This window comes from Enterococcus sp. AMC1252 (genome assembly GCF_058216515.1).
Window position 1 is genome coordinate 2197254 of the sequence record NZ_CM177097.1, and the last position, 23521, is coordinate 2220774.

Consider the following 23521-nt stretch of genomic DNA (forward strand, 5'->3'; position numbering starts at 1 on the left):
TTCACGTATTTTAAATAGAAAATAGTTCTATCATTTTTTAACACATAATTACTTAAAGTTTTTAGTCAATTTCTCAATTTTTAAAGTCCTATAATCAAAACCAATCTCTTCCATCAATTCTTCCCAAGACTTCCCAGTTCTCCTCATAATTGTATCCACTGATGGTAAATATTCTGAGTTCGCTCTGTTTCTAAACTCGTTCATTGATAAACTCTCTTCCAAACCTAATCGAATAATCTCATTTCTTAGCTCAAAAAGAAGTTCAAAATTGGAGACTGATCCTTCTATTTCTCTTTTAAAGAAAGGCTTAATATCATCAAATCGCTTTTTCAAAGTATCTAGTGAAGGAATAGTTTTATTTCCAACAGTTCTTCTCTCATAAGCTCTTTGAGAACGAATCTTCTCTTCTTTAATAAATGCTACAACAATTTCTTGCAGTTCATCATTAGGTATTTTCGACCAACAATATCTCTCTAATCTATTTTCACCTAGTTGAATCAATAACTTATCCCAAGATCCAAATCGTTCTTTAATAAACCACAAGCTAGGGACTTCTTTAGGGTACTCTTTTAATTTCAGTTGATATTTTCTCACAGAATCAATTTGATGTTTTTCAATAAATTCCAAAATAACCTGCATTAGTTTCAAATCATTTTCTTGCTTCCAAACTACTCTCTTATCATCATTCATCATAATAGATGTCTCCTTAACTATATTATAGAGAATATAGTTCTATCATCCTTTTTAGCAGCCACTGGGTACGCATCGGCTTCTGTCTCCCTTCTTAGCAAGTCAACCTCAAACTTGCTAAATTCGGAGGCTCGTATTGGTATTTTCGGATGACTTTTGTCGTCAGCGTAATCGTTAAATTTAGCCCATATTTGACTACCTATGTCGTCAAAATGGGACAATCTAGGACAATTACAGACTAAAATACCTTTTTTACGAAATTTAGGAATAAAGACAAATAGAAAAAGCCCTTGATATACAAGGACTTTTCACATTCGAAATTTGATAGACAGTCAGAGACTTTCTTATCTTCTGATTTCTTTAATACGAGCTGCTTTACCATGTAATGCACGTAAGTAATAAAGTTTCGCACGACGAACTTTACCATAGCGAACTACTTCGATTTGAGCAACACGTGGTGTGTGTAATGGGAATGTACGTTCCACGCCAACACCATTAGAAATTTTACGTACTGTATAAGTTTCGCTGATACCAGCGCCGCGGCGTCCGATAACAACTCCTTCAAATAATTGGATACGTTCGCGTGTTCCTTCGACTACTTTCGCATGTACGCGAACAGTGTCTCCAGGACGAAACGCAGGGATATCCGTACGTAGTTGTTCTTGTGTTAATTCTTGAATTAATGGATTCATTCTTTTTTCTCCTCATTCCAAACATTCTTATGACTCTTGTCACAGCGGAATATCGTAATAGTTGAGCGCTTTGCACTCACTGAAATAGTTTAACATAGCTATTCACTGCTGTAAAGGGATTTTTCTTTAAAGATAGCTTATTTTCTATTCCGTTGCTGACTTCTCTTCTTCAATGATCTCAGCAAGGAATTTTTTCATTTCATCATCAAGTTCAAGGATTTCCAGCATATCTGGACGTCTCAAATAGGTTCTGCGCAAAGATTCTTTTAACTGCCATTCCGCTATCAATTTATGATTGCCATTCGTCAAAACTTCCGGCACATTCATTCCATTAAATTCAGCTGGGCGTGTATATTGTGGGTGCTCCAACAATCCTGTTGAATGGGAATCTGTTTGTGCGGAAAGTTTGTTTCCTAATACATCTGGCAGCAGCCGAACCGTTGCATCGATCATAACCATTGCCCCTAATTCTCCACCAGTTAAAACATAATCTCCTAATGAAACTTCGTCTGTAACAAGTGAACGAATACGCTCGTCATACCCTTCATAGTGACCACAAATAAAAACTAAGTGCTCTTCTTCAGAAAATTCCTCCGCCATTTTTTGATCGAACTGTTTACCAGCTGGATCTAGCAAAATCACGCGTTTTTTCGTTTCTGGCGATCCTTCTTCAATTCTTCTTAAATTTTCATATATAGGCTGAACCTTTAAAAGCATTCCGGCTCCTCCACCATAAGGGTAATCATCAACAGACTGGTGTTTATTATCTGAATGATCACGAAAATTGGACACATTGATTTCCAGCAAGTTTTTCTCTACAGCTTTCCCAATGATCGATTCCCCCATCGGTCCTTCAAACATTCTTGGAAAAAGCGTCAATACATCAATTTTCATCGTCGATCAAACCTTCTGGAATTTCTACACGAACAATACCTGTTTCTAAATCGATCGACTTAACAACAGATTCGATATAAGGTATCAGAACATCTTTCTTCTTTGGTCTTTGAACAACCCAGACATCATTTGCGCCAGGTGAAAGAATTTCTTTGATTTTCCCTAGTTCTTCACCCTTTTCATCGATAACCGTCAATCCAATGATTTCATGATAATAAAATTCATCTCCTGGTAGATCAGTTAAATCATCTTTTGATACTTTTAAAATTCCATCACGGTATTTTTCAACATCGTTGATTGAAAAATGATCTTCAAATGTTACAATATCAAAATTTTTATGTTTTCTATGTGTTTTGATCGTCAGCTCGATTGGTGCTTTTTTTTCTTGAAATAATGTCAAAACTGATCCTTTTTTATAGCGTAGTTCTGGAAAATCCGTTTGAGATATTATTCGTACTTCACCTTTTAAGCCTTGAGTATTGACGATTTTTCCAACATTTAAATATTCAGTCACTTAAAACCCTCATTTCAAAATTTTTGTCTTTCTCATTTTACCATTTCTATAGAACGAATTCTATTATATATACATAAAAAGAAAGCCATTCAATCAAGAATCGCCTTCTTTTTATTTATTATGCATTCACACCAGTCAATGTTCCATAAATCAAGAACAAGTTCAATGCCGTCAATACGATTGCGATGATCCACGCTAAAACTTTCACCCACATTGGATTAGCAAACCGACCCATTATTTTTTTATCACTCGTGTACATTGTTAAAGGAATAATGGAAATTGGCAAAGCAATACTTAAAAAGACTTGAGTGTAAAGTAATAAATCCTCAACTGCCGATTCTCTTCCTCCATAGAGGATCACACAAATAATAACAGGTACGATTGCAATCAAGCGTGTAACCACTCTGCGCATCCATAGTGGCATTTTTAAGTGAATGAAGCCCTCCATAACAATTTGACCAGAAAGTGTTCCAGTTATCGTAGAATTTTGACCAGAGGCAAGCAACGCTATCGCAAATAAAATACTTAACACAGGACTCGCAATATTTCCGACGATATCAGGATTTTTCAATGCATCAAACAAATCTACAAACTTACCTAGGTCACTATTTGTTCCATAAAACAAAGCGCCACCTAAAATTAGCAAAAGACAATTCACGATAAACGCCACCGTCAATTGAATATTTGAGTCCCAAATCGTGAAACGAATTGCCTTTGCTTTTTCTTTATCATCATGACGATCAAATTTCCTTGCTTGAGCGATCGATGAATGCAAGTATAAATTATGCGGCATCACCGTTGCTCCAACAATTCCTAGGGCCAAAAACAACATTGATTTGTCACTAGCAATTTTAGGATCTGGAATAAATCCACGCAGTACTTCACCAATATTCGGATCAGCCAAGGCTACTTCATAAGCGAAAACAAAAAAGATAACTGCAATCAAACAAGCAACGATTGCTTCAATTTTTCTAAAGCCTAACTTTGTTAATAATAATAACAATAAAACATCGAAGGTCGTAATCAACACGCCAATCAATAATGGAAAACCAAACAGCAATTGTAAGGCAACAGCCCCACCAATTACTTCAGCAATATCTGTTGCCATGATCGCAAGTTCCGTAATGATCCACAAAACAAATCCTGTTTTTTTACTTGTATGTTCCCGGGTTGCTTGAGCTAAATCTCTTCCTGTTACTATTCCTAGTTTTGCTGCCATACTTTGAAGCAACATAGCAATCAAACTTGACAGTAAGATAACACTTAATAACGCATATTTATATTCTGCCCCGCCAGCAATTGAAGTAATCCAATTCCCTGGATCCATATAACCTACTGCTACAAGAGCTCCTGGTCCACTATATGCCATTAATGTTCGCCAAAAATTAGCATCTTTCGGTACATCAACTGTATTATTGATCTCTTCCAAACTAGGACCATTTGCATACTCCAACAACTTTTCCGCTTCATTTTTCTCTTCTTTCATATTTATCCTTCTTCCAACTATAAATCATAAGGTTTATATTATTATATTTTTAGGTGCGCCATAATCTTTAAAACAATTATAATCCTCTCATTGTTTCTTGTAAATAGGAAAGTCGTGGTTATTTTTTTATTTAGGGCTAAAGTAGGATGTTTTTAGAAAAAAAAATTTGTATAATAATCGTACCAAGTTCGTTCTTACAACTTTGTTCGTAACTTTTGATAAATAACAATGGTAAAATATTAAAAAGGCTTTTATACTAATAATAGCTACTTTATCTAGCGTTCTGGCTAGTCTCTAGGAAAAGTGACAAAAAGCGTCACAAGCATGTTTTCCTATTTTTCAATCAAACTAGACTGCTACGCTTTTAAATCAAGGAGATGATAGATATGAGCATCGCGCTTTCAAGAAAAATTATTAACTGCATTTCAATCGTAGGGATTATAGCAACGATTGCTATGACGATTTATTTTATACGATTAGGTGTTTTTAAAGATATCAATGCTTTGAGAGGGTTAGTCGGTGACTCAGTTATCATGGGACCCATTTTGTTTATGTTGGTTCAAATCATTCAAGTAGTAATCCCAATTATACCAGGCGGTATTAGTTGTGCTGCTGGGGTTCTGATATTTGGTCCAGTTGCAGGATTTATCTATAATTATGTAGGAATCGCAATCGGTTCTGTGATCATTTTTCTATTAGGCCGCCAATATGGTAAACCTTTCATTCTAAGTTTAGTCAGTGATAAGACCTATGATAAATATATTGGGTGGTTGGATAACGAAAAACGTTTTGAGCGTCTCTTCGCATTAGCAATTTTCCTTCCAATCGCACCAGACGATACTCTTTGTTTGATGGCTGGTTTAACTAAAATGTCCTTAAAGAAGTTCACATTGATCATTATTTTAGCAAAACCTGTTTCAATCTTCTTATATAGTCTAGCATTGATTTACGGTGGCACATTCTTAAACGGGTTATTAGGCGTTTAAACATCATAAATATATAATAGAACTATGCAGAGGATAGGATGCTACAGTATCCTATCTTCTTTTTATTCTAGTTTTATAGGAGTGGATTAAATAATGACATACTTAAAGAATAGTTTTAAAAATATGATTGATTTCTTTGCAGGCACATCTGCTTACTTCCGCGATGTTTTATTAATGCATGGTTTTATGCTTTTTGTACTACTTCCACTTTTGGCAAGTTCAACTCGTTTTATATTAAAACAAGGGAAAATCAATTATCTATCTTATGATACGATTCCGATCATCTTCTCTAAACATCCTGGCGTGCTGATTGCGCTAATCATCGTACTTCTAACAATTGTGATTGCGGTTTTTTTTGAATTTACTTTTTTACTTTTAAGTATTTTTTTTATAAAGAAAAAAGAACCAATCTCTCTACCGAATTTGCTTAAAGGGACAATACTTCAACTTAAAAAAATTAAACTTAGTACGATTCTTTTTTTCTTATTCTATTTTTTCCTAGTTTTACCGCTTAGTGGTTTAGGATTTAATTCCGATCTGCTATCAAAAATAAAAATCCCAGCATTTATTATGGACTTTATCTTTGCCAATCGTGTCGCGATTATCGCTTTAGTAGGTTTAGGTTATTTGCTTTTCTTTTATCTTTCGATTCGCTTGATTTTTGCCTTACCTGAAATGATTTTAAGAGACGTCCCATTCCGTCAAGCAGTAAGAGAAAGTTGGCGTTCAACCAAAAACCATTTCTTTAAGATATTAGGTCAGTTTATTGTAATTGGCGGCAGTATTCTTTTGGTTTTTGTTCTAAGCTATACGGTGATTCTCAGCGCCCAAGCAATTATTGAAACAGCATTTCCAAGTTATGCATTGGTCAGTGCGGTTATTGCGATGACACTTTTACAATTTATATTACTCATGAACATTATCTTTTCTACGGTGGGTATATTTTATATTACGATCGACTATATGGATGACGAAGGTTTTTTGCCTGAGCTACCAAAATGGTTTTTTGATCAGCCCAAACAAGCAAGAAAAGAATGGTCTGTCTTTAAAATTGGATTATTCGCTTTTACTGCTGCTCTCTTTGGGATCGGTGTCGGAACTTATAATACTAACTATTTAAGCAATCCGTCAGTTACAGAACCTTTAACGATATCTCATAGGGGGGTCGATGCAGCAAACGGTGTTCAAAACACATTACCCGCGCTAGAAAAAACAAGCTTAGAACATCCTACTTATGTAGAAATGGACATCCAAGAAACCAAAGACAAACAATTTGTTGTCATGCACGACTTCAATCTAAAAAAACTTACTGGTGTAAATAAACGTCCAAACGAACTTACATTAGCAGAACTTGTCAAACTGACTGCTAAAGAAAATGGTCAGAAGGCTAACGTGTGCTCATTCGATGAGTATCTCGCAAAAGCCCAGCAATTAAATCAAAAGTTACTGATCGAAATCAAAACAACACCACAAGACAGTCCTGATCTCGTTAAGCGATTTACTGATAGATATCGCAAGATTATTTTAGCGGAAAAACATATTCTTCATACACTGACCTTTGATACAGCTACTCAATTAAAAGAACAAGAACCAGCGTTTTATGTCGGCTATATTCTCCCTTTTAATATTGTCGGTCCGCCAGTTTCAAATGTAGATTTCTTTACTATGGAATATACAACGCTAAACCGTAATTTCATCAATGCAGCTCATAATGATGGTAAGAAAGTCTACGCCTGGACTGTGAATGATGAAGATACAATGACACGAATGATGTTTTATGGCGTGGACGGCATTGTTACCGATGAATTAAAATTACTCAATGACACGATCAAAACTGATTTAGATGAACTTACTTATTCAGATAAATTATTTCATTTTGTTATTGGAATTGGTTAAACAACTACAAACAAAAAAATGACGTAAAACAATTGGATGTTTACGTCATTTTTTTGTTTATTTTGCATTCATTCGTGTTTTTCCTTCTTGACACATGTACAAAAGCGGACAAATATCACATTTAGGGTTTCTCGCTAAACAATGATAGCGTCCGAAAAAAATCATTGTATGATGGGTTTTCACCCATAATTCTTTAGGAATTTTCCGCATCAAAGTTTGTTCAACTTCCATTACATTGGCATCTAACTTGCAGATACGTAAACGTTTTGACACCCGTTCAACATGTGTATCAACAGCAATAGCTGGTTCGCCAAACGCGTCTCCCATCACTACATTCACTGTTTTACGACCCACTCCAGGTAAGGAAACTAACTCTTCTCTGGTTTCAGGTACTTTTCCATCAAATTGATCCAGTAATTGTGCTGCACACGCTTTAATATTCTTAGCTTTATTCCGATACAAACCAATTGTTTTAATTTTTAAGATGATGTCCTCAACAGGAGCTGCCGCCAATGCCTCAGGGGTCGGATAAGCAGCAAATAATCCTGGTGTTGCTTTATTCACAGAAACATCTGTTGCCTGCGCACTTAAAATAACAGCAATCAACAATTGAAAAGGACTTTGATGCGTAAGTTCACACGCCGCTTCTGGGAACATCTCATACATGATCTCGATTGCTTCCATTGTCTTCTCTTTAGAAAGCATTTACCTACCTCCTTACTCGCTATCTTCTGGATTAAGCCAATTGTGTAAGGTAACTTTGGGAATCGGCTCGTTTTGTGCATCTTGTTGTTCGATTTCTTTTTGAATCAATGCTTGTTTTCTACGCTTTTGATCTTCTGCTACTTGCTCTTTTGTCGTGATATTTTTACGTTCCCACGCAAGCAAGATTCGATCGATATATTTTAAGCTATACGCTTGATTTAACACTGCTTCTCTTAATGCTAGTCGAATAAGTTCAGGTTGATAGTGATCCATTTCCAACCATTGGCCAATCATTTCTAATTCAATTGGTGATAACTGCCGACCAAATTCTTTTTCGAACCCTTGGTAAAGTTGCTTGATTGTTTCTTCTGATGAAAGCTCTTGTTGTTTTTCTATCTGCTTTTTTTGTAAAAGAGCAATTTTCTCGAAAATTGGCAATAAATCATATGTATCGATCATTTGCCCTTGCTCATTTTGCTTTGTATCAATGATCAAAAATCCACGTGAAACGAGTTGATTCATCAATTTATAAATAACGTCGATTGGTTTTCCCATCATTTGACTGATTTCAGCCAAATCTGGGAATAAATCTCCTTTAGCTTGAGATCGAAACAATTGCAGCCAAAATAAAAATTCTTCATCGGTTAGACCAATTTTCTGATAGTTCTCGATGACTAAGTTGGAGACAGTCGTTTCACCTGCTTTTAAATACTCATTAATTGATAACATAACTGCTCCCTCATTTCTGTTGCTAGATAAAAATAACTATTCTTTGATTTTATAGACATCATAATAAATAGACTTCATATAATCAATCAGGTATTGCGGATTTAAAGCTTCACCTGTTGCATCTAAAATCAATTGGTTTGGTTCTCTTGATGCACCATATTGGTGAATATGCTCAGTCAGCCAATTTTTGATCACTGAATAATCATCACTGGCTAAAACAGTATCTACATCGATTTCTTTCCCCATAGCATGACGTAATTGCGCTGCGTACATATAGCCTAATGCATAGGAAGGGAAATAGCCAAAACTCCCTCCAGACCAGTGCACATCCTGTACAATTCCTTCTAAATCATTTTCTGGTCGAATTCCTAGATATTCCTCATACTTATCATTCCAAATTTGAGGTAGCTGATCTATTGAAACCTCATCATTAAAAATCATTTTTTCGATTTCATAACGAATAATAATATGGAGTGGATATGTTAAACTATCCGCTTCAATTCGAACTAAGCTCGCTTTTGTCTCTTTTAAAGAGTCATAAAAGGTATCAAAATAAATGTCAGCAAATGTTTCTTCTGTACATTCTTTAAAAAACGGGAATTGCTTTTTCCAAAATTGTTTATTACTGCCAATAATAATTTCATTAAATAACGATTGAGATTCGTGGATACCCATAGAAGCACCCGCTGAAATTGGCGTATAGTCATATTTTGGATCGATGCTTTGTTCATAAATTCCATGTCCTGCTTCATGAATAATGCCAAAAGTTGCCATAGAAAAATTTGTTTCATCCCAACGGGTCGTGATACGTGCATCATTACGATTTAAAGCTAACATGAATGGATGAACTGTATCATCTAAACGTCCTCTGGAAAAATCATACCCAAGTTGCTTTGCAACACCTGTAACAAATGTTCTTTGTTGTTCTTTCGTCACACGTCTAGATAAAAAATCTGTACGCGGAACTGACCCTTTTTCCGAAACAGTCTCTCTAATACTCATGATACCAGTTTTAAGTTGATCAAAAATTTTATCCAGTTTTTCAACTGTTAAACCAGGTTCGTATTGATTTAACAAAACATCATAGTTTGTTGCTTCATCTTTTTTCCAGTAAGGAATAAATTCCTTTAAAAAATCAATGATTGTTTGAATTTCCTTTTTCATTTCAGCAAAATCTTTAGATTTTCTAGCTTGAAGCCAAGCTGTATGTGCGTTAGTTAACGCTGTATTATATGCCTGCATCCGATCAGCCGGGATACTGTGATTTAGCTCGTAATCCTTTTTGACGTGCTTATAAACTGACAACCCTACTTCCGACAATTCGTCAGAATGTGTATCAAAATAAGCTAAGGCTTCTTGAACTTTAGGTCCAACACTTCTTTCAAAAGCCATTCCATATAAATAACCCGAGGTTTCTCCACGGAATTCACTACCGGCTTCTGGCATTCCAGTTTGGCTGTCCCATTCTAATAAACCTAAAGCTTGTTGTAGTAATTGGATTTCTTTTATCTCTTGTAGAAATTCTTGTTCTTTCATACTTGTTTCACCTACTCTTCTCTTGGTTTTCTTGGTGGTCGCTCTCCCCAATATTGGAACAAATCAGTTCTCAAAGCACCGTTGTAAAGTTTACGCTTCTTAGTCGCTCTTGCTCCGTAATATTGTTCGAAAGTTAAGTCACTTGTTAAGATATATTTACTCCATGTTTTTAATGGACGGAAGACCTCTCCCATCTCTTTATATAATTTGCGTACAGACTCTTCTTCACCCAAACGTTCACCATAAGGTGGATTGGCAACCATTACGCCATATTCTTTTTCCGTTGTAAAGTCACGCAAAGCTAATTGCTTGAAAGTAATTGAATCGCCCAATCCGATTTCTTCCGCATTAGCTTTAGCAATTTCAATCATTTTCCCATTAATATCAGACCCCATAATATCTAGTTCGATATCATAATCCGCTTTTTCGTCCGCTTCTTTACGAACTTTTTCAAAAATAGCCGAATCAAACCAGTCCCACGTTTCACAGACAAACTCACGGTTAAATCCTGGCGCAATATTATGTCCCATTAGCGCAGCTTCAATACAAATCGTGCCAGAACCACAAACAGGATCATAGAATGGACGATCTTTACGCCAATTCGTTAACATGACTAAAGCCGCCGCCATATTTTCTTTTAGCGGTGCTCCACCTTTTTCAATACGATAGCCACGTTTAAACAAACTTGGACCTGTCGTATCAATAGTTACTGTTACATGGTCTTTTAAAAGAGCAACTTCTAATTGAAAAAAAGCACCCGTTTCAGCTAAAGGTACAGTTGCTGGACGATGATAGACTTCCCTTAAACGATTGACAATTGCTTTTTTAGTAATCGATTGACAATCAGGTGTGCTGTATAATTTCGATTTGATTGATTTTCCAGCTACAGGAAATTCTGCATCCATTGGTAAATAATCTTCCCATGGCAATGCTTTGACTTTTTCAAACAATTCGTCAAAACTAAAAGCATCGAATTCACCAACTATAATTTTGATACGATCTGCCGTACGTAACCACAAATTAGCTGTAGCAATCGTCTCCATTGTGCCTTCAAATAATGCTTTACCATTTTCAACTTCACAAGGAATGCCTAAATCACGTAATTCTTTACCTACTAATGCTTCTAAACCACTTGCTGCAGTTGCAACAAGTTTAAATGTTTTTTCTTTTGTCATCCTATCTCCTCTTAAGGTCGAGACAGAAGCGTTTACCTCCAAAAGACAATTCGTACCCTTGCATTAAATCGATACGATCAAAACGGACGTTTATTTGCTTCTTTATCGCCATTTATTCTGAGTCTAGATTAACAAGCTAAAAACAACATTTTTACCTTGTACTCAGAATTTCAACTATTTATAATAAAACTTGTTTATCCCTTACTTTAAAAAAAGCCTTCACAACAAAGTTGGAAGGTCTCCTGAATAATTGTAATTTTCTGTAAGCCATGTTCTGTATCGAATGCCTCTCAGGGAAAAACACTCGACGGTCATCATCTATCTGCAGAAATCAATCTGCCTCTTCTACTCGTTCATTTCCTTTAGAAGAGCGCCCCTACCATCGTTTGGGTTGCTCGCTCGAGGGGTTTACCGCGTTCCACCAATTCCGTTTCCAAAATTGCTTCGTCACTGTGGCACTTTCAAGGGTACTTTGACATAGCCGAAACCTTAGTCATTTTTCCTGCCGTTACTTTTTCAAGCACCTTAGCTTATGTTTTCGCTAAGCACGAACACTACAGACATCTCAGTCTGTGCGAGCATGGACTTTCCTCAGCTTGAATTAATTCAAACCGCGATCACCCGAAAATTACAAATTGTTCGTTCTAATCAATTAAAATTGACGTGTTTCTGAATTATCTATTTCACGTTCATATGAATTATGGTGAATATTACTTTCATATGGATTTGAGTGGCTCATACCTGAAATAGGGTTTGAAGCAGGAGTGTCATCTAATTTTTTACCGAAAACTTCACGTTCTAAATTAGATAAACGTTTTAAAATATCAAAATTTGTCACTGCGGCACTCTTTGGCATTTCTTGCCCACCACGTGGTGGCATTGCTTGTTGTACTTTGGACGCTTGATCTAATTTAGCTAAAAGACGATTATTTTCTTCTTGCAACGTCAATAGCTCTTTGTTGTAAGCTTCATAATCTTTGATTACGTTATCTAAAAATTCATCAACTTCAACTGGATCATAACCGCGCATTTTCGTTTTAAATTCTTTTTGTAAAATATCTTTTGGACTGTATACTAAATTTGCCATACTTACACCTCATTGTTTTCTTTGATTAGGATAAAAGTTCATAGTTCAACAGCATTATTGTATCGGAAAATCGTCAGAAAATCAAACAGATTCTCACTATTCCATCGAGTTTTGTAAATCATCCATTGTTATCAAGCGAATTTCATAAGGAAATCTCTCAGAAAAAAGTTCAGCATCTTTCAAAAAATACTCCGTTTTCCCTGGATATTCTTTATCATAAACTAATAGACTTGCACCAGAGTGTTCCAATAAAAAACGTGTGTGCATTTTTAATTGTGCTGGCGATTTATAAGGTTGATGGCTCACTGAATCCACGAAATCTGCTAAAAGTTCAATTTTTTCTAAATTTGCTCGATTTTTTTCATTCCAGTTACTGCCAAAATCCTTAAACGGATAAATCACTCCTAGTTTTAATTCAGGATAATCATTCTTCAATTCTGCTACTACTTCTGCTGCCCAAATCTCAGTCCCAAGATTGCCAGAAACCAAAACCCACTCCAATCCTGTGTCTAAATAGCCCATAATTTCCTTTTTTAATACATTTTTAATAACTATAATTTTAGGGTCATTATCTTGAAAAGCCCCGATTTCAAAGCTTTTATAACCAGTCACATAAAGTGTTTTTATGTTTTCCATAGACATTCCTTTTCTTTCATAAAGATTTTTTGTTATAATATTGGCTAGGAGTGTGATAGAAATGGCTTTTCATTATCCTAATGGTACTCCCTATAACAATCATGAAGCACCAAAATCAAAAAAACAAGTAAAAAACCAAAAATCAATTCAATTTGGTAAACGAGGAATGGATTTTGAAGAAGAGATCAACAAAAGTAACGCTTTTTATTTATCACGCAATGCAGCAGTTATTCATAAAAAGCCAACCCCCGTTCAAATTGTCAAAGTTGATTACCCTAGCCGTAGTGCTGCCGTAATCAAGGAAGCTTACTTTAGACAAGCTTCTACAACTGATTATAATGGTGTCTACAACGGATATTATCTGGATTTCGAAGCAAAGGAAACAAAGAATAAAACTTCCTTTCCTTTTAAAAACTTCCATCAACACCAGATTGATCATATCCAACAATGTTTGACACAAAAAGGTATTTGCTTTGTTCTATTGTGGTTTTCTTCATTGAATAGATGTTTCTTTTTTAGCGGAGAAGAATTAGTAACCTATTGGTCAGAACAAGAAAATACTGGAAAAAAATCGTTGCCTTTATCTATTATTGAAAAAAAAGGAATAGAGATTCAAATTGGGATTGCACCTAGAATTCCTTATTTGGATGCGGTCTGGCAACATATTCAATCAAACAAAGGAGTTGCGACTAATGACAACTGATGAAATAGGGTCACGTGCTGCACGACATGGACATACTCCTATATCTAACAGCACTCAAAACACACCGTCTGGCGGTGCTAAAAAACCAAAGAAAAAGCGAATTTTTCTAAAAATATTTTTAGGTTTGATCCTGCTCGGTATTTTAGGGGTTCTAGCTGGTGTAGGCTTATTTTGGTCATATGCCAAAGATGCTCCTAAGCTAGAAGATGACAAACTAAGTGCCACAGTTTCTTCAAAGCTATATGATGCAAATAATGAAGTATTTGAAGAATTAGGCGCTGAAAAACGTGAAATGATCAAACCAACAGATGTACCTCAATTGCTTAAAGATGCAGTCGTATCGGTTGAAGACAAACGTTTTTACAAACATAGTGGTGTTGATCCAATCCGAATTTTAGGATCCGCATTCTCTAATTTTAAAACAGGCGGACTTCAAGGTGGTAGTACGCTAACACAGCAATTGATCAAACTTTCTTATTTCTCTACAAAGGAAAAAGATCAAAACCTTAAACGGAAAGCACAAGAAGCTTGGCTTGCGATGCAGTTAGAAAAAGAAAAATCCAAAGAAGAGATTTTAACGTACTATATCAATAAAGTATATATGGCTAATGGTTTATACGGTATGGAAACTGCTGCGCAATCATACTATGGAAAGCCGTTAGCAGAGTTAACACTTCCGCAAACAGCTCTTTTAGCTGGAATGCCGCAAGCACCTAACGACTATGATCCATATGTAAAACCAGATGTTGCTAAAGAACGACGTGATGTTGTTTTATTCACAATGAAAGAGAATGAAAAAATCACTCAAAAAGAATATGATGAAGCAAAAGCAACGCCGATTGATGATGGGTTACAACCTTTGAAACAGTCAAATGAAAATCGTAAAATCGTGGATAATTATATTAAAGAAGTTATCGCTGAAGTAGAAAGTATGGGGAAAAACGTCTACACTGATGGTTTAGATATTCATACAAATCTTGACATGAATGCACAAAAACGACTATACGATATCATCAACAGCGACACTTATGTTGAATATCCTGATCCAGATTTCCTAGTTGCTTCCACTGTGATCGATGTAAAAACAGGACAAGTCAAGGCTCAAATAGGCGGTCGGAATATTCCCGATGATGTCCAATTGGGGACTAATTTAGCAATTGAAACAGATCGCGATGTCGGATCAACAATGAAGCCTATCGCAGATTATGGCCCTGCCATTGAGAACTTGAACTATTCTACCGGACGAATCATGATGGATAAACCTACTACGTACGAAGGAACAAACATCCCTGTTACAAATGCAGATATGCAGTATTATGGTGCACTTACGATGCGTAAAGCGATCATGTATTCTCGAAATACAACAGCAATCCAAACATTTGATGCCGTTGGAAGTGATAAATCAGCGGCTTTCCTTAAAGATTTGGGGATCGAATTCAAAGATTTCGTTGCTGCCAATGCAATATCTAGTAACACTAGTGATTTAGGTGGCAACAAATATGGCGTATCGTCCTTAAAATTAGCAGCTGCTTATGCGGCATTTGCAAATATGGGTGTCTACAATAAACCCTATTATGTTAATAAAGTAGTTTATCAAGATGGCTCAGAAGATGTAACTGAAACTGAAAGTAAACGTGCTATGAAGGATTCAACTGCTTATATGATCACAGATATGCTTAAAGATGTTATTAATGGCGGAACAGCCTTTAATGCTGCTGTTCCAGGTCTAATTCAAGCGGGTAAAACCGGAACTGCCAATTATACTGAAGATGACCTTGTAAAAATGGGTGCTTCCGAATCATCTAGTATTGCACCAGACAGCACATTTGTTGGCTATACGCCTCACTACTCTGTTTCCGTTTGGACAGGTTACAAACAGCGCTTAACTCCTATTCCATACGAATATTGGGGAACTGCTTCTGAAGTTTACAGAGAAATGATGACGTACCTTTCTGAAGGTACGTCTACTGATGACTGGGAAATGCCAGATTCTGTTATACGTTCTGGCAGCGAATTATATGTTAAAGGTGCATATGAAGAACAATTATTACCTTCAAATACTGGCTATGAAAGTTCTTCATCTTGGGAAAGTCCGGTAAGCTCTGAACCTGCAACAAGTAGTTCGACGGTCTCTTCGCAAACCGAACCATCGTCTACTCAAGCTAGCGAACCACCGGTTTCATCTACTCAGCAAACCGAACCACCGGCCTCAACTACGCCGACTGACATACCAAGTAGCGAACAACCGCCACAAGAATCCTCTACACCTCCTGTTATACAAAATAATGTAGCCAGAAGACGATCCTCTCCTGGCTGATATAAAAAAGGCCGATATCTCATACAGATATCGGCCTTTTTAGTTTTATTGATTATTTAATGCCGCTTCAACAAATCCTTTGATCAAGTGTTGTGGTCTATTTGGTCTAGAAATCAATTCTGGATGGAATTGACAAGCTACAAAGAATTTCTTCTCTGGTAACTCAACAATTTCAACTAAACGATTATCTGGTGAAACACCTGAAAAGACTAAACCATTTTCTTCAAATAGTTGACGGTATTTATTATTGAACTCATAACGATGACGATGACGTTCTTGAACAACTTCTTGTCCTTCATATGCAGCTTGTGTAACACTACCTTTTTTAAGTTTGCAAGGATACAACCCTAAACGTAATGTACCACCAAGATTTTCAATATTTTCTTGATCGGCCATCAAATCAATGATGTTGTTAAGGATTTCTGGATTATTTTCAGCAGAACCAGCATCCTCTAATTTCACAACATTACGCGCAAATTCTACACAGGCCATTTGCATCCCTAAACAAATACCTAAGAACGGCACATCATTTTCACGAGCAAAACGAATCGCTTCGATCTTCCCTTCAACTCCGCGATCACCAAAGCCACCAGGTACCAAGATCCCATCAGCATCTTTTAAAATTTCAGCAACGTTTTCTTCTGTCAACTCTTGTGAATCGACCCAATCAATCGCAATATCCGAATCAAAAGCAAAACCAGCATGTTTTAATGCTTCAACTACTGATAGATACGCATCAGGAAGCTCTACATATTTACCAACTAAAGCAATTCTAGTTGTTTTCTTCAGGCCTAGTACTTTTTCTTCTAACGCACGCCATTCCGTCATGTCAGCCACTGGTGCGTCTATTTTTAAATGGTCACAGACAATTTGATCCATATTTTGCGCCTGCAAGGCCAGTGGAATCGAATAAAGTGTTTCTACGTCACGTGACTCAATAACAGCTTCTGGTGCAACATCACAAAATTGAGCTAATTTATTTTTTGTTCCTTGAGAAACGGGTAATTCAGTACGAACAACTAAAATATTTGGTTGAATACCTAAACTGCGTAATTCTTTTACGCTGTGTTGTGTTGGTTTAGTTTTCATTTCACCAGCTGCTTTTAAGTAAGGAATCAATGTTGTATGGATGTACATCACATTGTCACTACCAACATCGGCTTTCATTTGGCGCAACGCTTCTAAAAACGGTAATGACTCAATATCACCGACTGTTCCACCGACTTCTGTAATAATGATATCCGCATCTGTCATAGTCGCTGCACGCATGATTTTATCTTTGATTTCATTAGTAATATGTGGTATCACTTGTACAGTCGCACCTAAATACTCACCTTTGCGTTCTTTTCTCAATACTTCCGAATAAATCTTCCCAGTAGTCACATTAGAATACTTATTTAGATTGATATCGATAAAACGTTCATAGTGACCTAAATCCAAGTCTGTTTCGGCACCGTCATCTGTGACAAAAACTTCTCCATGTTGGTAAGGACTCATTGTTCCTGGATCCACATTGATATATGGATCAAATTTTTGAATCGTTACTTTCAAGCCGCGATTTTTTAATAAACGCCCTAGAGATGCTGCAACAATACCCTTCCCAATCGAAGAAACTACGCCGCCTGTAACAAAGATATATTTTGTCATAATATAAAAAAACCCTTTCTGAAAATAGATTTGTAGAGATAAGCAAACAACAACTCGTGATTTTTATACTCATAAAAAACAAAAGCTCCCTATCCAAAATGAATAGGGAGCTGGAATTTGTTGTAAACTTCTGACCTTCTCAAAGGTGCCCAAGTAGTATAATACAAGCAAATCAATTTGAGGTCAAGTGTTTCTATTAGAAGATTTTTGGTTTTTTAGTAAAGCTTTAACTCTTCCCTCATTTATTCTTTGATATAAGCATTTTTATAGGTACTGGTTGCGCCAAAGTTATGATATTCAATTCCTTCAACTCCTGGACGAACTAATTGCCCTCTTGCTTGTTGATACAATGGAATCAAGGCCACATCTTCTTCCACTAAAACTTTTTCAGCTGCGATCAATGCTTCCCAGCGTTTTTCAGGTTCATTGGCATATTTATTCGATGCATCATCGATCAACTTATCATATTTTTCACTACGATAACTTGTTTTATTTTTCGTGCTGACTGAGCTTTCTAAGAAGGTCATTGGATCTTGGTAATCTGGTCCCCACATGCTGACAGACAGTTCATAATCCCCTTTTTTCATTAATTCGATGGAATTATTCAAAGGGACTGTTTTGACATTTATTTTTAGTCCTGGTAATGTTTTTTCCAATTGACCTTGAATAAATTCAGCAACTTTTTTGTCGCCATCACCATCTTTTGATAATAATTCGATCGTTACATCGCCATTCAATTCTTTTTTCGCTTTGTCTAGATACTCATTTGCTAGTTTTTCATTTGTTTTAACTAAGTCTCCAGCTTCTTTTCTGAAGTCTTCCCCTGTTTCAGGATTAGTAACAAAATCTTTCGGGATGTATCCATAAATATCTTTTGAACCATCGGCTAAGATATTTTCTACTAAACTTTTCTTATCAAGAGCATACGCGACAGCTTTACGAACATTTTCATTTGCGAAAATCGATGGTTTGTCATTTCTTTTCTGATTCATTCTCAGTGAATATACTTTTGAACGTTGAATCGCTTCGTAATCTGGATTATCTTTGTTTTGTTTTGCAAAGTCTCCTGTCAGGATCGCTACATCTAATTCACCTGATTCATAAAGGTTGAACACTGTATTCGTTTCTTTTAATACTTCAAAATGGATTTTTTCTGATTTTACTTTATCCGCATCATAATAATTAGGATTTTGAACTAAATCCCATGACATTGAAGATTGATCCCAATTTTCCATTAGGAAAGGACCATTAGAGACGATGTTTTCACTAGATGTTCCATATTCTTTTCCTTTTTCCGTCACAAATTTTTCGTTTTGCGGGAAGAATGGAGAGAATGCTAACAACGACGTGAAATAGGTTACAGGTTTAGCCATTTTTATTTCAAGTGTATAGTCATCTAACGCTTTAACACCTAGTTCATCTGCTGATTTTTCTTCATTGACTATCTCTGTCCCGTTTTCGATCGTGCCATCCATTAAGAAAAAGTAATTGGCTTGATTCTTTGGATCAGCCATCTTTTTCCAAGCAAAAACAAAATCATTTGCTGTCACCTTATCACCATTTGACCATTTTGCATCTTCTCTCAGCTTGATCGTATACGTTTTACCATCTTCTGAAATTTCTGGCATTTCTTTTGCGACTGCTGGAATAACGTTGTCTTTTTCATCTAATTGATAAAGTCCTTCAAAAACGTTAGACTGTGCGTTTACACTAGGTTCATCTTGTGTAAAAATTGTATCCATAGATCCAACTTCTGAGGCTTCCATTAAATTAAGCACTCTTGACGATTTTTGACCTGAGACAACTTTATTGTCTGTACTGTCTGCTGATTTATCGCTTGTATTTCCCCCGCAAGCTGAAAGTAGCAACATTGTTGTGATCAATGTGAGACTCTGTTTTAACCCTTTTTTCATACGTTCCACCATTTCCTTCTCTTTTTTATTTATTACACAAGCTCCTCCATTGAAACTAACTCTTGTTTCACTTCTAAGTAAGCATAAGGAAGACCTTGGTTTTCATACTCGAATTCTCCACGCTGGTTGTCGATTGGATCTGCTCTTAAAAATTGTTTTGGCGGATTAAAATCTGTTTGAATCTCACTATTTGCCGGCATCCGAAAAACATCCAAATTACCAAAGTAATAATTCCAACGATCTAAATCACCATTTCTACGAGCGCCCCCTCCAAATGATAAGTCTGCAAAAACCCAACCATAAGGCGATACATAGAATTGTGCCCAATCGTGACAGCCGGTGTAATATTGCGACACATACAGCCCTGACTGCCATTTTGCCGGGATGTTGGCCATTCGGCATAAAGTGATAAACAAGATTGCTTGAACGCCACAGTCCCCTTTTAAATTGACAGCTGCGTACTCTGAGATATTATCGATCGTAAAATATTCTCGCATAAATGAATAATTGACTTTTGTTGTAATAAAATCATAAATTTTCCGTGCTTTTTTAATTGGATTGGTCTCACCTGCCAAAATTTCCTCAAGTAACTGTTCCAAATAAGGAGTAAAACGGATATGCGGTAGCGCTTCATCCAACTCAAATTCTGGTTGCAATTCAGATACTTTCTCTGGATCTAGTTCTACATAATCAACTTGATTTGTATAGCTGTATTCCACCGAAAAAACTTGGTCTTCTTCTAATATCGTTTCAAAATAAACCGTGCGTTGCGCTTCTTTTTCTGGTGCAATAAAAGTTGCTTCTGGTGTAGTTTTAATAATTTGGATATCAGATACTTGTTTACATTCTTTAGGTATTGGCAGATAGACTTTGACCTTTTCACCTGGACGTTCATATTCTTTTTTTACTTGAATGCTTGTTTTCAAATGAATTCTGACTTTTCTGCCTCCTTGCTCTTTCATTATTTGAACATTTTGGGTCAGCTCTTGTTTTCTTAAACGATCAACTTCATTGTCTTCTTTTACGATCAGTCTTGCTTCATAATCGGCTTGTGTTTTGATCAAATTCATTAAAAATCGACGTTGAAAATGAATTTTACCATTGATATAAAGCCAATCTACTTTTCCAGTTTCTTTTAATATCGTTAATTCTTGCTCTTGGTAATCTTGGAAGGTTTCTTGCATCATTTTATTTGCTTCCGCAAAATCAAATGGATACTCATTGATCCCAACGATCCGGATAATATCTTGCTCGATTTCTAAACGATTTCTCAACGCTTGAGGTAATTCATTGGATAATAAATGTTCAATCAATTTACCCGCACCATCAAAATCACCATAGTTTTTTAATTTGATCACATCTTCTGGTAGCGGTACACTCATATACTTTAAGTCATAATACATTGGAACGCCCCCTTCTTATTTACTCAATCCTAAACCAGCTTTATGCGATAAATGAATCACACTGGTTGCATCTAATCCTACACCACCTGGTATTGCTACTTCATTCAACCCAAAAGTTGCGTCTAAGTCTGCTTTTGTGATGTTTTTAGTAGCTGCGGCTAAATGTGCTGCAGCAGTCACCCCGATATTTGTTTCTTCGACCATACATCCAATCATGCATTCAACACCAGCTGCTTCACAAATACTATTGATTTTCAGTGCCTCATGAATACCCCCGCACTTCATTAACTTAATATTTACAAAATCAACTGCTCGCGCTTTGATCAATCTCAGAGCATCTTTTGAATTAAAGCAACTCTCGTCTGACATGATTGGTGTTGAAACATTATTCGTAACAAAAGTCAGTCCTTCAATATCATAATAAGCAACTGGTTGTTCAACAAGTTCTATGTCATATTGGGCTAAATGGTTAATTGTATTTACAGCTTCCTTCGGTTTCCATCCCTGATTAGCATCAAGGCGGAGATTCACTCCACTTCCCACCGCTTCTCTGATTGTTTTGATACGAGTAACATCTGCATTAAAACCAGTTCCTACTTTAATTTTTAGCGTATCAAATCCTTGTAAAACAGCTATTTTAGCCTTTTCAGCCATTATTTCAGGTGTATCTATCCCAATCGTCATATCTGTTTTAACAGCCGAATCATAACCACCCAAGAGCTTATAAACTGGCAAATTTGCTTTTTTCCCAAACAAATCATAACAAGCAATATCAATTGCAGTCTTTGCAGAAGGTGCAAGCGCCGCCACAGAATCCATAATACTGTGAATCTTTTCGATATCTAAAGGATCAACACCTATTAGCTGTTTTTCAAATAATTGAATACACTCTGTCGTTCCTTTTAGCGTTTCCCCTGTAATCAAAATTCCAGGTGATCCTTCACCATAGCCAATTATTCCTTCATCCGTTTCGATTTCAACAATCGCACTCATCGAATGCTCGATCGTTCCAAGTGAAATTGTAATAGGTTCCTTTAATTTTACTGATTTTGGTGCCACATTTATTTTTGTTATCTTCAATTCATTTCCCCCAATGGTCATCACTTTAATCCAACACTCATTTTTATACTAATTTCTAATCCTAATAAAAAAAATTAAATCCATCGAAAGGAAACAATAAATGTTCTTTTTTTAATTTTGAATTAAATTTTCGTATAAATTTGAATTATTGGTTACAATTTTAAATTTACTCTATGTAAATGTCAACATAATTATGAGATTTCAATGTGCTTTTTTTAATTAAAATTCAAGTGCTTGTATTTTTGTAACGAATCCGAGATAATATGATTGAAAAAAGGACTATATGCAAAGGACGGCTGTAGATGGAATTTAGAAAAATCAAGAATTTAAGAAAAGAAAAAAAGATCACATTAACTGAACTAGGTGAACAAACAGGTTATTCCGCCAGTTTCTTATCGCAAATCGAACGTGGCACCAATCGCCCCTCTCTTGAAGCATTAAGGAAAATAGCAGATTCATTGGATGTTACTGTCGCTTCTCTTCTAGCGAATGAAGCTCCGCAAGTAATTCAAGATGACGAAACTTCTGAAAATGGCTATAAAGTGATTCGTAACTCTTCTGGTACGATTTATAACCCTTGGCAAACAAACTCTACTTATTATGATACTTTGTTCAATCTACCTGTACATACAAACAACATGGTCATCTCAAAAATTTATATCGATGCTCAATCATCATCCAGTGGTAGAAAAATTGCTCATAACCTTTGTGAAATTAATTACGTTTTAAAAGGTGAAGCAACCGTTGAATTGAAAGATGAAGTGCTTATTCTACATGAAGGCGATGCGATTTTTTTAGAGGCATTTACTCAACATAATATTCTCAACGCAACGGAAAACGAGTTGATGCTTTTCACTCTTCAATTTTAACTGAGTACTTGATGTCATTGGATCACTGCACTTGTATTATCACTCTATTGAAAAAGATTCTCATTTACAAAGTATTTAAAAAAAGGTATTATATGAAAAGAACGAACTGTAAAGGAGTAGATACAATGACTGAAACAAATCAAGAATGGTCTGCTGAAGAGATTGAAGATATCAAGGAACAAATTTTAACTGCTCTAGAAACTGTAATCGATCCTGAGCTTGGGATTGATATTGTTAATTTAGGATTAATTTATGAAGTGGAATTTGCGCAAAATGGTGATACTGTTATCAAAATGACCTTAACAACCATGGGCTGCCCACTTGCTGATGTTCTTACTGAACAAATTCATGAAGCGTTAAAAGAAATTCCAGAAGTAAAAAATCCAGAAGTAAAACTAGTCTGGTATCCCGCTTGGACGACTGATAAAATGTCACGCTATGCTCGGATTGCTTTAGGTATTCGTTAACATTTTCTAATTAAATAATAGCTACCAAGGGTCAGGAGAATTGCTTTTAATTCCTCTGGCTCTTATTGTTATACTTATAAAATCCTTATCCTCTCA

The 23521-nt window shown here is 36.0% G+C and carries 21 protein-coding genes and 1 other RNA gene; 6 read left to right on the forward strand and 16 right to left on the reverse strand.

Translation table 11 applies throughout. From position 1 onward, the window contains the following. Window positions 1-48: 48 nt before the first annotated feature. The 5 genes from AC4BB5_RS10360 to AC4BB5_RS10380 all read right to left on the reverse strand — a co-directional run bounded on the left by AC4BB5_RS10360 (window position 49) and on the right by AC4BB5_RS10380 (window position 4276). On the reverse strand, window positions 49-693 hold the full coding sequence (locus tag AC4BB5_RS10360) for a hypothetical protein (protein ID WP_490456077.1): 645 nt from the start codon (window positions 691-693) through the stop codon (window positions 49-51). Window positions 694-1034: 341 nt separating this feature from the next. Beyond that, window positions 1035-1382, reverse strand: coding sequence for a 50S ribosomal protein L19 (rplS, locus tag AC4BB5_RS10365; protein WP_010761540.1), 348 nt, complete (start codon window positions 1380-1382; stop codon window positions 1035-1037). A 144-nt stretch (window positions 1383-1526) separates the two neighbouring features. Beyond that, window positions 1527-2276 (reverse strand): tRNA (guanosine(37)-N1)-methyltransferase TrmD, encoded by a 750-nt coding sequence (gene trmD, locus AC4BB5_RS10370; protein ID WP_490456078.1) that lies wholly within the window; start codon window positions 2274-2276, stop codon window positions 1527-1529. Continuing rightward, window positions 2266-2790 carry a ribosome maturation factor RimM gene (rimM, locus tag AC4BB5_RS10375; RefSeq protein ID WP_490456079.1) on the reverse strand — a complete coding sequence of 175 codons (525 nt, stop codon included), beginning with the start codon at window positions 2788-2790 and terminating at the stop codon, window positions 2266-2268. Before rimM ends, trmD begins: the two co-directional genes overlap by 11 nt. A gap of 118 nt (window positions 2791-2908) precedes the next feature. Then, entirely contained in the window at window positions 2909-4276 is a 1368-nt protein-coding gene (locus AC4BB5_RS10380; RefSeq protein WP_490456080.1) for an Nramp family divalent metal transporter, read from the reverse strand. Between the two features lie 386 nt (window positions 4277-4662). On the opposite strand from AC4BB5_RS10380, the gene AC4BB5_RS10385 reads away from it, so the two are divergent. Together AC4BB5_RS10385 and AC4BB5_RS10390 are read left to right on the forward strand one after the other, a co-directional pair. Then, a complete protein-coding gene (locus AC4BB5_RS10385) occupies window positions 4663-5262 on the forward strand; it encodes a TVP38/TMEM64 family protein (RefSeq protein ID WP_490456081.1) in 600 nt (199 codons plus the stop codon). Window positions 5263-5355: 93 nt separating this feature from the next. After that, complete coding sequence (locus tag AC4BB5_RS10390; RefSeq protein ID WP_490456082.1) at window positions 5356-7158, forward strand: glycerophosphoryl diester phosphodiesterase membrane domain-containing protein; 1803 nt, start codon at window positions 5356-5358, stop codon at window positions 7156-7158. A gap of 57 nt (window positions 7159-7215) precedes the next feature. Here the strand turns inward: AC4BB5_RS10390 and nth are convergent, their stop codons facing one another. The 7 genes from nth to AC4BB5_RS10425 form a co-directional block, all read right to left on the reverse strand. Continuing rightward, on the reverse strand, window positions 7216-7863 hold the full coding sequence (gene nth / locus AC4BB5_RS10395; protein ID WP_490456083.1) for an endonuclease III: 648 nt from the start codon (window positions 7861-7863) through the stop codon (window positions 7216-7218). 12 nt (window positions 7864-7875) lie between these two features. Further along, window positions 7876-8592: a DnaD domain protein gene (locus tag AC4BB5_RS10400; RefSeq protein ID WP_490456084.1), complete on the reverse strand. Its 717-nt coding sequence runs from the start codon at window positions 8590-8592 to the stop codon at window positions 7876-7878. A gap of 36 nt (window positions 8593-8628) precedes the next feature. Continuing rightward, entirely contained in the window at window positions 8629-10128 is a 1500-nt protein-coding gene (locus AC4BB5_RS10405; RefSeq protein WP_490456085.1) for a carboxypeptidase M32, read from the reverse strand. Between the two features lie 11 nt (window positions 10129-10139). Next, window positions 10140-11303, reverse strand: coding sequence for a THUMP domain-containing class I SAM-dependent RNA methyltransferase (locus AC4BB5_RS10410; protein ID WP_490456086.1), 1164 nt, complete (start codon window positions 11301-11303; stop codon window positions 10140-10142). Between the two features lie 258 nt (window positions 11304-11561). After that, window positions 11562-11932, reverse strand: an RNA gene (gene rnpB / locus AC4BB5_RS10415) — RNase P RNA component class B. 23 nt (window positions 11933-11955) lie between these two features. Beyond that, window positions 11956-12390, reverse strand: coding sequence for a cell division regulator GpsB (gpsB, locus tag AC4BB5_RS10420; RefSeq protein ID WP_490456087.1), 435 nt, complete (start codon window positions 12388-12390; stop codon window positions 11956-11958). Window positions 12391-12486: 96 nt separating this feature from the next. Continuing rightward, window positions 12487-13026, reverse strand: coding sequence for an SLOG family protein (locus tag AC4BB5_RS10425; RefSeq protein ID WP_490456088.1), 540 nt, complete (start codon window positions 13024-13026; stop codon window positions 12487-12489). 61 nt (window positions 13027-13087) lie between these two features. On the opposite strand from AC4BB5_RS10425, the gene recU reads away from it, so the two are divergent. Together recU and AC4BB5_RS10435 are read left to right on the forward strand one after the other, a co-directional pair. Next, on the forward strand, window positions 13088-13729 hold the full coding sequence (gene recU / locus AC4BB5_RS10430; protein ID WP_490456089.1) for a Holliday junction resolvase RecU: 642 nt from the start codon (window positions 13088-13090) through the stop codon (window positions 13727-13729). Beyond that, window positions 13719-16046: a PBP1A family penicillin-binding protein gene (locus AC4BB5_RS10435; protein ID WP_490456090.1), complete on the forward strand. Its 2328-nt coding sequence runs from the start codon at window positions 13719-13721 to the stop codon at window positions 16044-16046. Before recU ends, AC4BB5_RS10435 begins: the two co-directional genes overlap by 11 nt. Window positions 16047-16091: 45 nt before the next feature. On the opposite strand, the gene pyrG is transcribed toward AC4BB5_RS10435, so the two are convergent. From pyrG to AC4BB5_RS10455, 4 genes are all read right to left on the reverse strand, one after another. Next, complete coding sequence (pyrG, locus tag AC4BB5_RS10440; protein ID WP_490456091.1) at window positions 16092-17693, reverse strand: CTP synthase; 1602 nt, start codon at window positions 17691-17693, stop codon at window positions 16092-16094. A gap of 242 nt (window positions 17694-17935) precedes the next feature. Next, window positions 17936-19606 carry a peptide ABC transporter substrate-binding protein gene (locus AC4BB5_RS10445; protein WP_490456092.1) on the reverse strand — a complete coding sequence of 557 codons (1671 nt, stop codon included), beginning with the start codon at window positions 19604-19606 and terminating at the stop codon, window positions 17936-17938. A gap of 32 nt (window positions 19607-19638) precedes the next feature. Beyond that, window positions 19639-21009: a transglutaminase-like domain-containing protein gene (locus AC4BB5_RS10450; RefSeq protein WP_490456093.1), complete on the reverse strand. Its 1371-nt coding sequence runs from the start codon at window positions 21007-21009 to the stop codon at window positions 19639-19641. 15 nt (window positions 21010-21024) lie between these two features. Continuing rightward, window positions 21025-22089: a dipeptide epimerase gene (locus tag AC4BB5_RS10455; protein ID WP_490456094.1), complete on the reverse strand. Its 1065-nt coding sequence runs from the start codon at window positions 22087-22089 to the stop codon at window positions 21025-21027. A 302-nt stretch (window positions 22090-22391) separates the two neighbouring features. Here AC4BB5_RS10455 and AC4BB5_RS10460 point away from each other — a divergent pair, with 302 nt between their 5' ends. Further along, entirely contained in the window at window positions 22392-22958 is a 567-nt protein-coding gene (locus AC4BB5_RS10460) for a helix-turn-helix domain-containing protein (protein ID WP_490456095.1), read from the forward strand. A 125-nt stretch (window positions 22959-23083) separates the two neighbouring features. Further along, window positions 23084-23425, forward strand: coding sequence for a metal-sulfur cluster assembly factor (locus AC4BB5_RS10465; protein WP_069644547.1), 342 nt, complete (start codon window positions 23084-23086; stop codon window positions 23423-23425). Window positions 23426-23521: the final 96 nt, after the last annotated feature.

What these genes read in the sequence shown, in the direction of transcription:
- AC4BB5_RS10360 (WP_490456077.1), bottom strand. Translation starts at nt 693, where the DNA reads ATGATGAATGATGATAAGAGAGTAGTTTGGAAGCAAGAAAATGATTTG.
- rplS (WP_010761540.1), bottom strand. Translation starts at nt 1,382, where the DNA reads ATGAATCCATTAATTCAAGAATTAACACAAGAACAACTACGTACGGAT.
- trmD (WP_490456078.1), bottom strand. Translation starts at nt 2,276, where the DNA reads ATGAAAATTGATGTATTGACGCTTTTTCCAAGAATGTTTGAAGGACCG.
- AC4BB5_RS10380 (WP_490456080.1), bottom strand. Translation starts at nt 4,276, where the DNA reads ATGAAAGAAGAGAAAAATGAAGCGGAAAAGTTGTTGGAGTATGCAAAT.
- AC4BB5_RS10385 (WP_490456081.1), top strand. Translation starts at nt 4,663, where the DNA reads ATGAGCATCGCGCTTTCAAGAAAAATTATTAACTGCATTTCAATCGTA.
- AC4BB5_RS10390 (WP_490456082.1), top strand. Translation starts at nt 5,356, where the DNA reads ATGACATACTTAAAGAATAGTTTTAAAAATATGATTGATTTCTTTGCA.
- nth (WP_490456083.1), bottom strand. Translation starts at nt 7,863, where the DNA reads ATGCTTTCTAAAGAGAAGACAATGGAAGCAATCGAGATCATGTATGAG.
- AC4BB5_RS10400 (WP_490456084.1), bottom strand. Translation starts at nt 8,592, where the DNA reads ATGTTATCAATTAATGAGTATTTAAAAGCAGGTGAAACGACTGTCTCC.
- AC4BB5_RS10405 (WP_490456085.1), bottom strand. Translation starts at nt 10,128, where the DNA reads ATGAAAGAACAAGAATTTCTACAAGAGATAAAAGAAATCCAATTACTA.
- AC4BB5_RS10410 (WP_490456086.1), bottom strand. Translation starts at nt 11,303, where the DNA reads ATGACAAAAGAAAAAACATTTAAACTTGTTGCAACTGCAGCAAGTGGT.
- gpsB (WP_490456087.1), bottom strand. Translation starts at nt 12,390, where the DNA reads ATGGCAAATTTAGTATACAGTCCAAAAGATATTTTACAAAAAGAATTT.
- AC4BB5_RS10425 (WP_490456088.1), bottom strand. Translation starts at nt 13,026, where the DNA reads ATGGAAAACATAAAAACACTTTATGTGACTGGTTATAAAAGCTTTGAA.
- recU (WP_490456089.1), top strand. Translation starts at nt 13,088, where the DNA reads ATGGCTTTTCATTATCCTAATGGTACTCCCTATAACAATCATGAAGCA.
- AC4BB5_RS10435 (WP_490456090.1), top strand. Translation starts at nt 13,719, where the DNA reads ATGACAACTGATGAAATAGGGTCACGTGCTGCACGACATGGACATACT.
- pyrG (WP_490456091.1), bottom strand. Translation starts at nt 17,693, where the DNA reads ATGACAAAATATATCTTTGTTACAGGCGGCGTAGTTTCTTCGATTGGG.
- AC4BB5_RS10445 (WP_490456092.1), bottom strand. Translation starts at nt 19,606, where the DNA reads ATGAAAAAAGGGTTAAAACAGAGTCTCACATTGATCACAACAATGTTG.
- AC4BB5_RS10450 (WP_490456093.1), bottom strand. Translation starts at nt 21,009, where the DNA reads ATGTATTATGACTTAAAGTATATGAGTGTACCGCTACCAGAAGATGTG.
- AC4BB5_RS10460 (WP_490456095.1), top strand. Translation starts at nt 22,392, where the DNA reads ATGGAATTTAGAAAAATCAAGAATTTAAGAAAAGAAAAAAAGATCACA.
- AC4BB5_RS10465 (WP_069644547.1), top strand. Translation starts at nt 23,084, where the DNA reads ATGACTGAAACAAATCAAGAATGGTCTGCTGAAGAGATTGAAGATATC.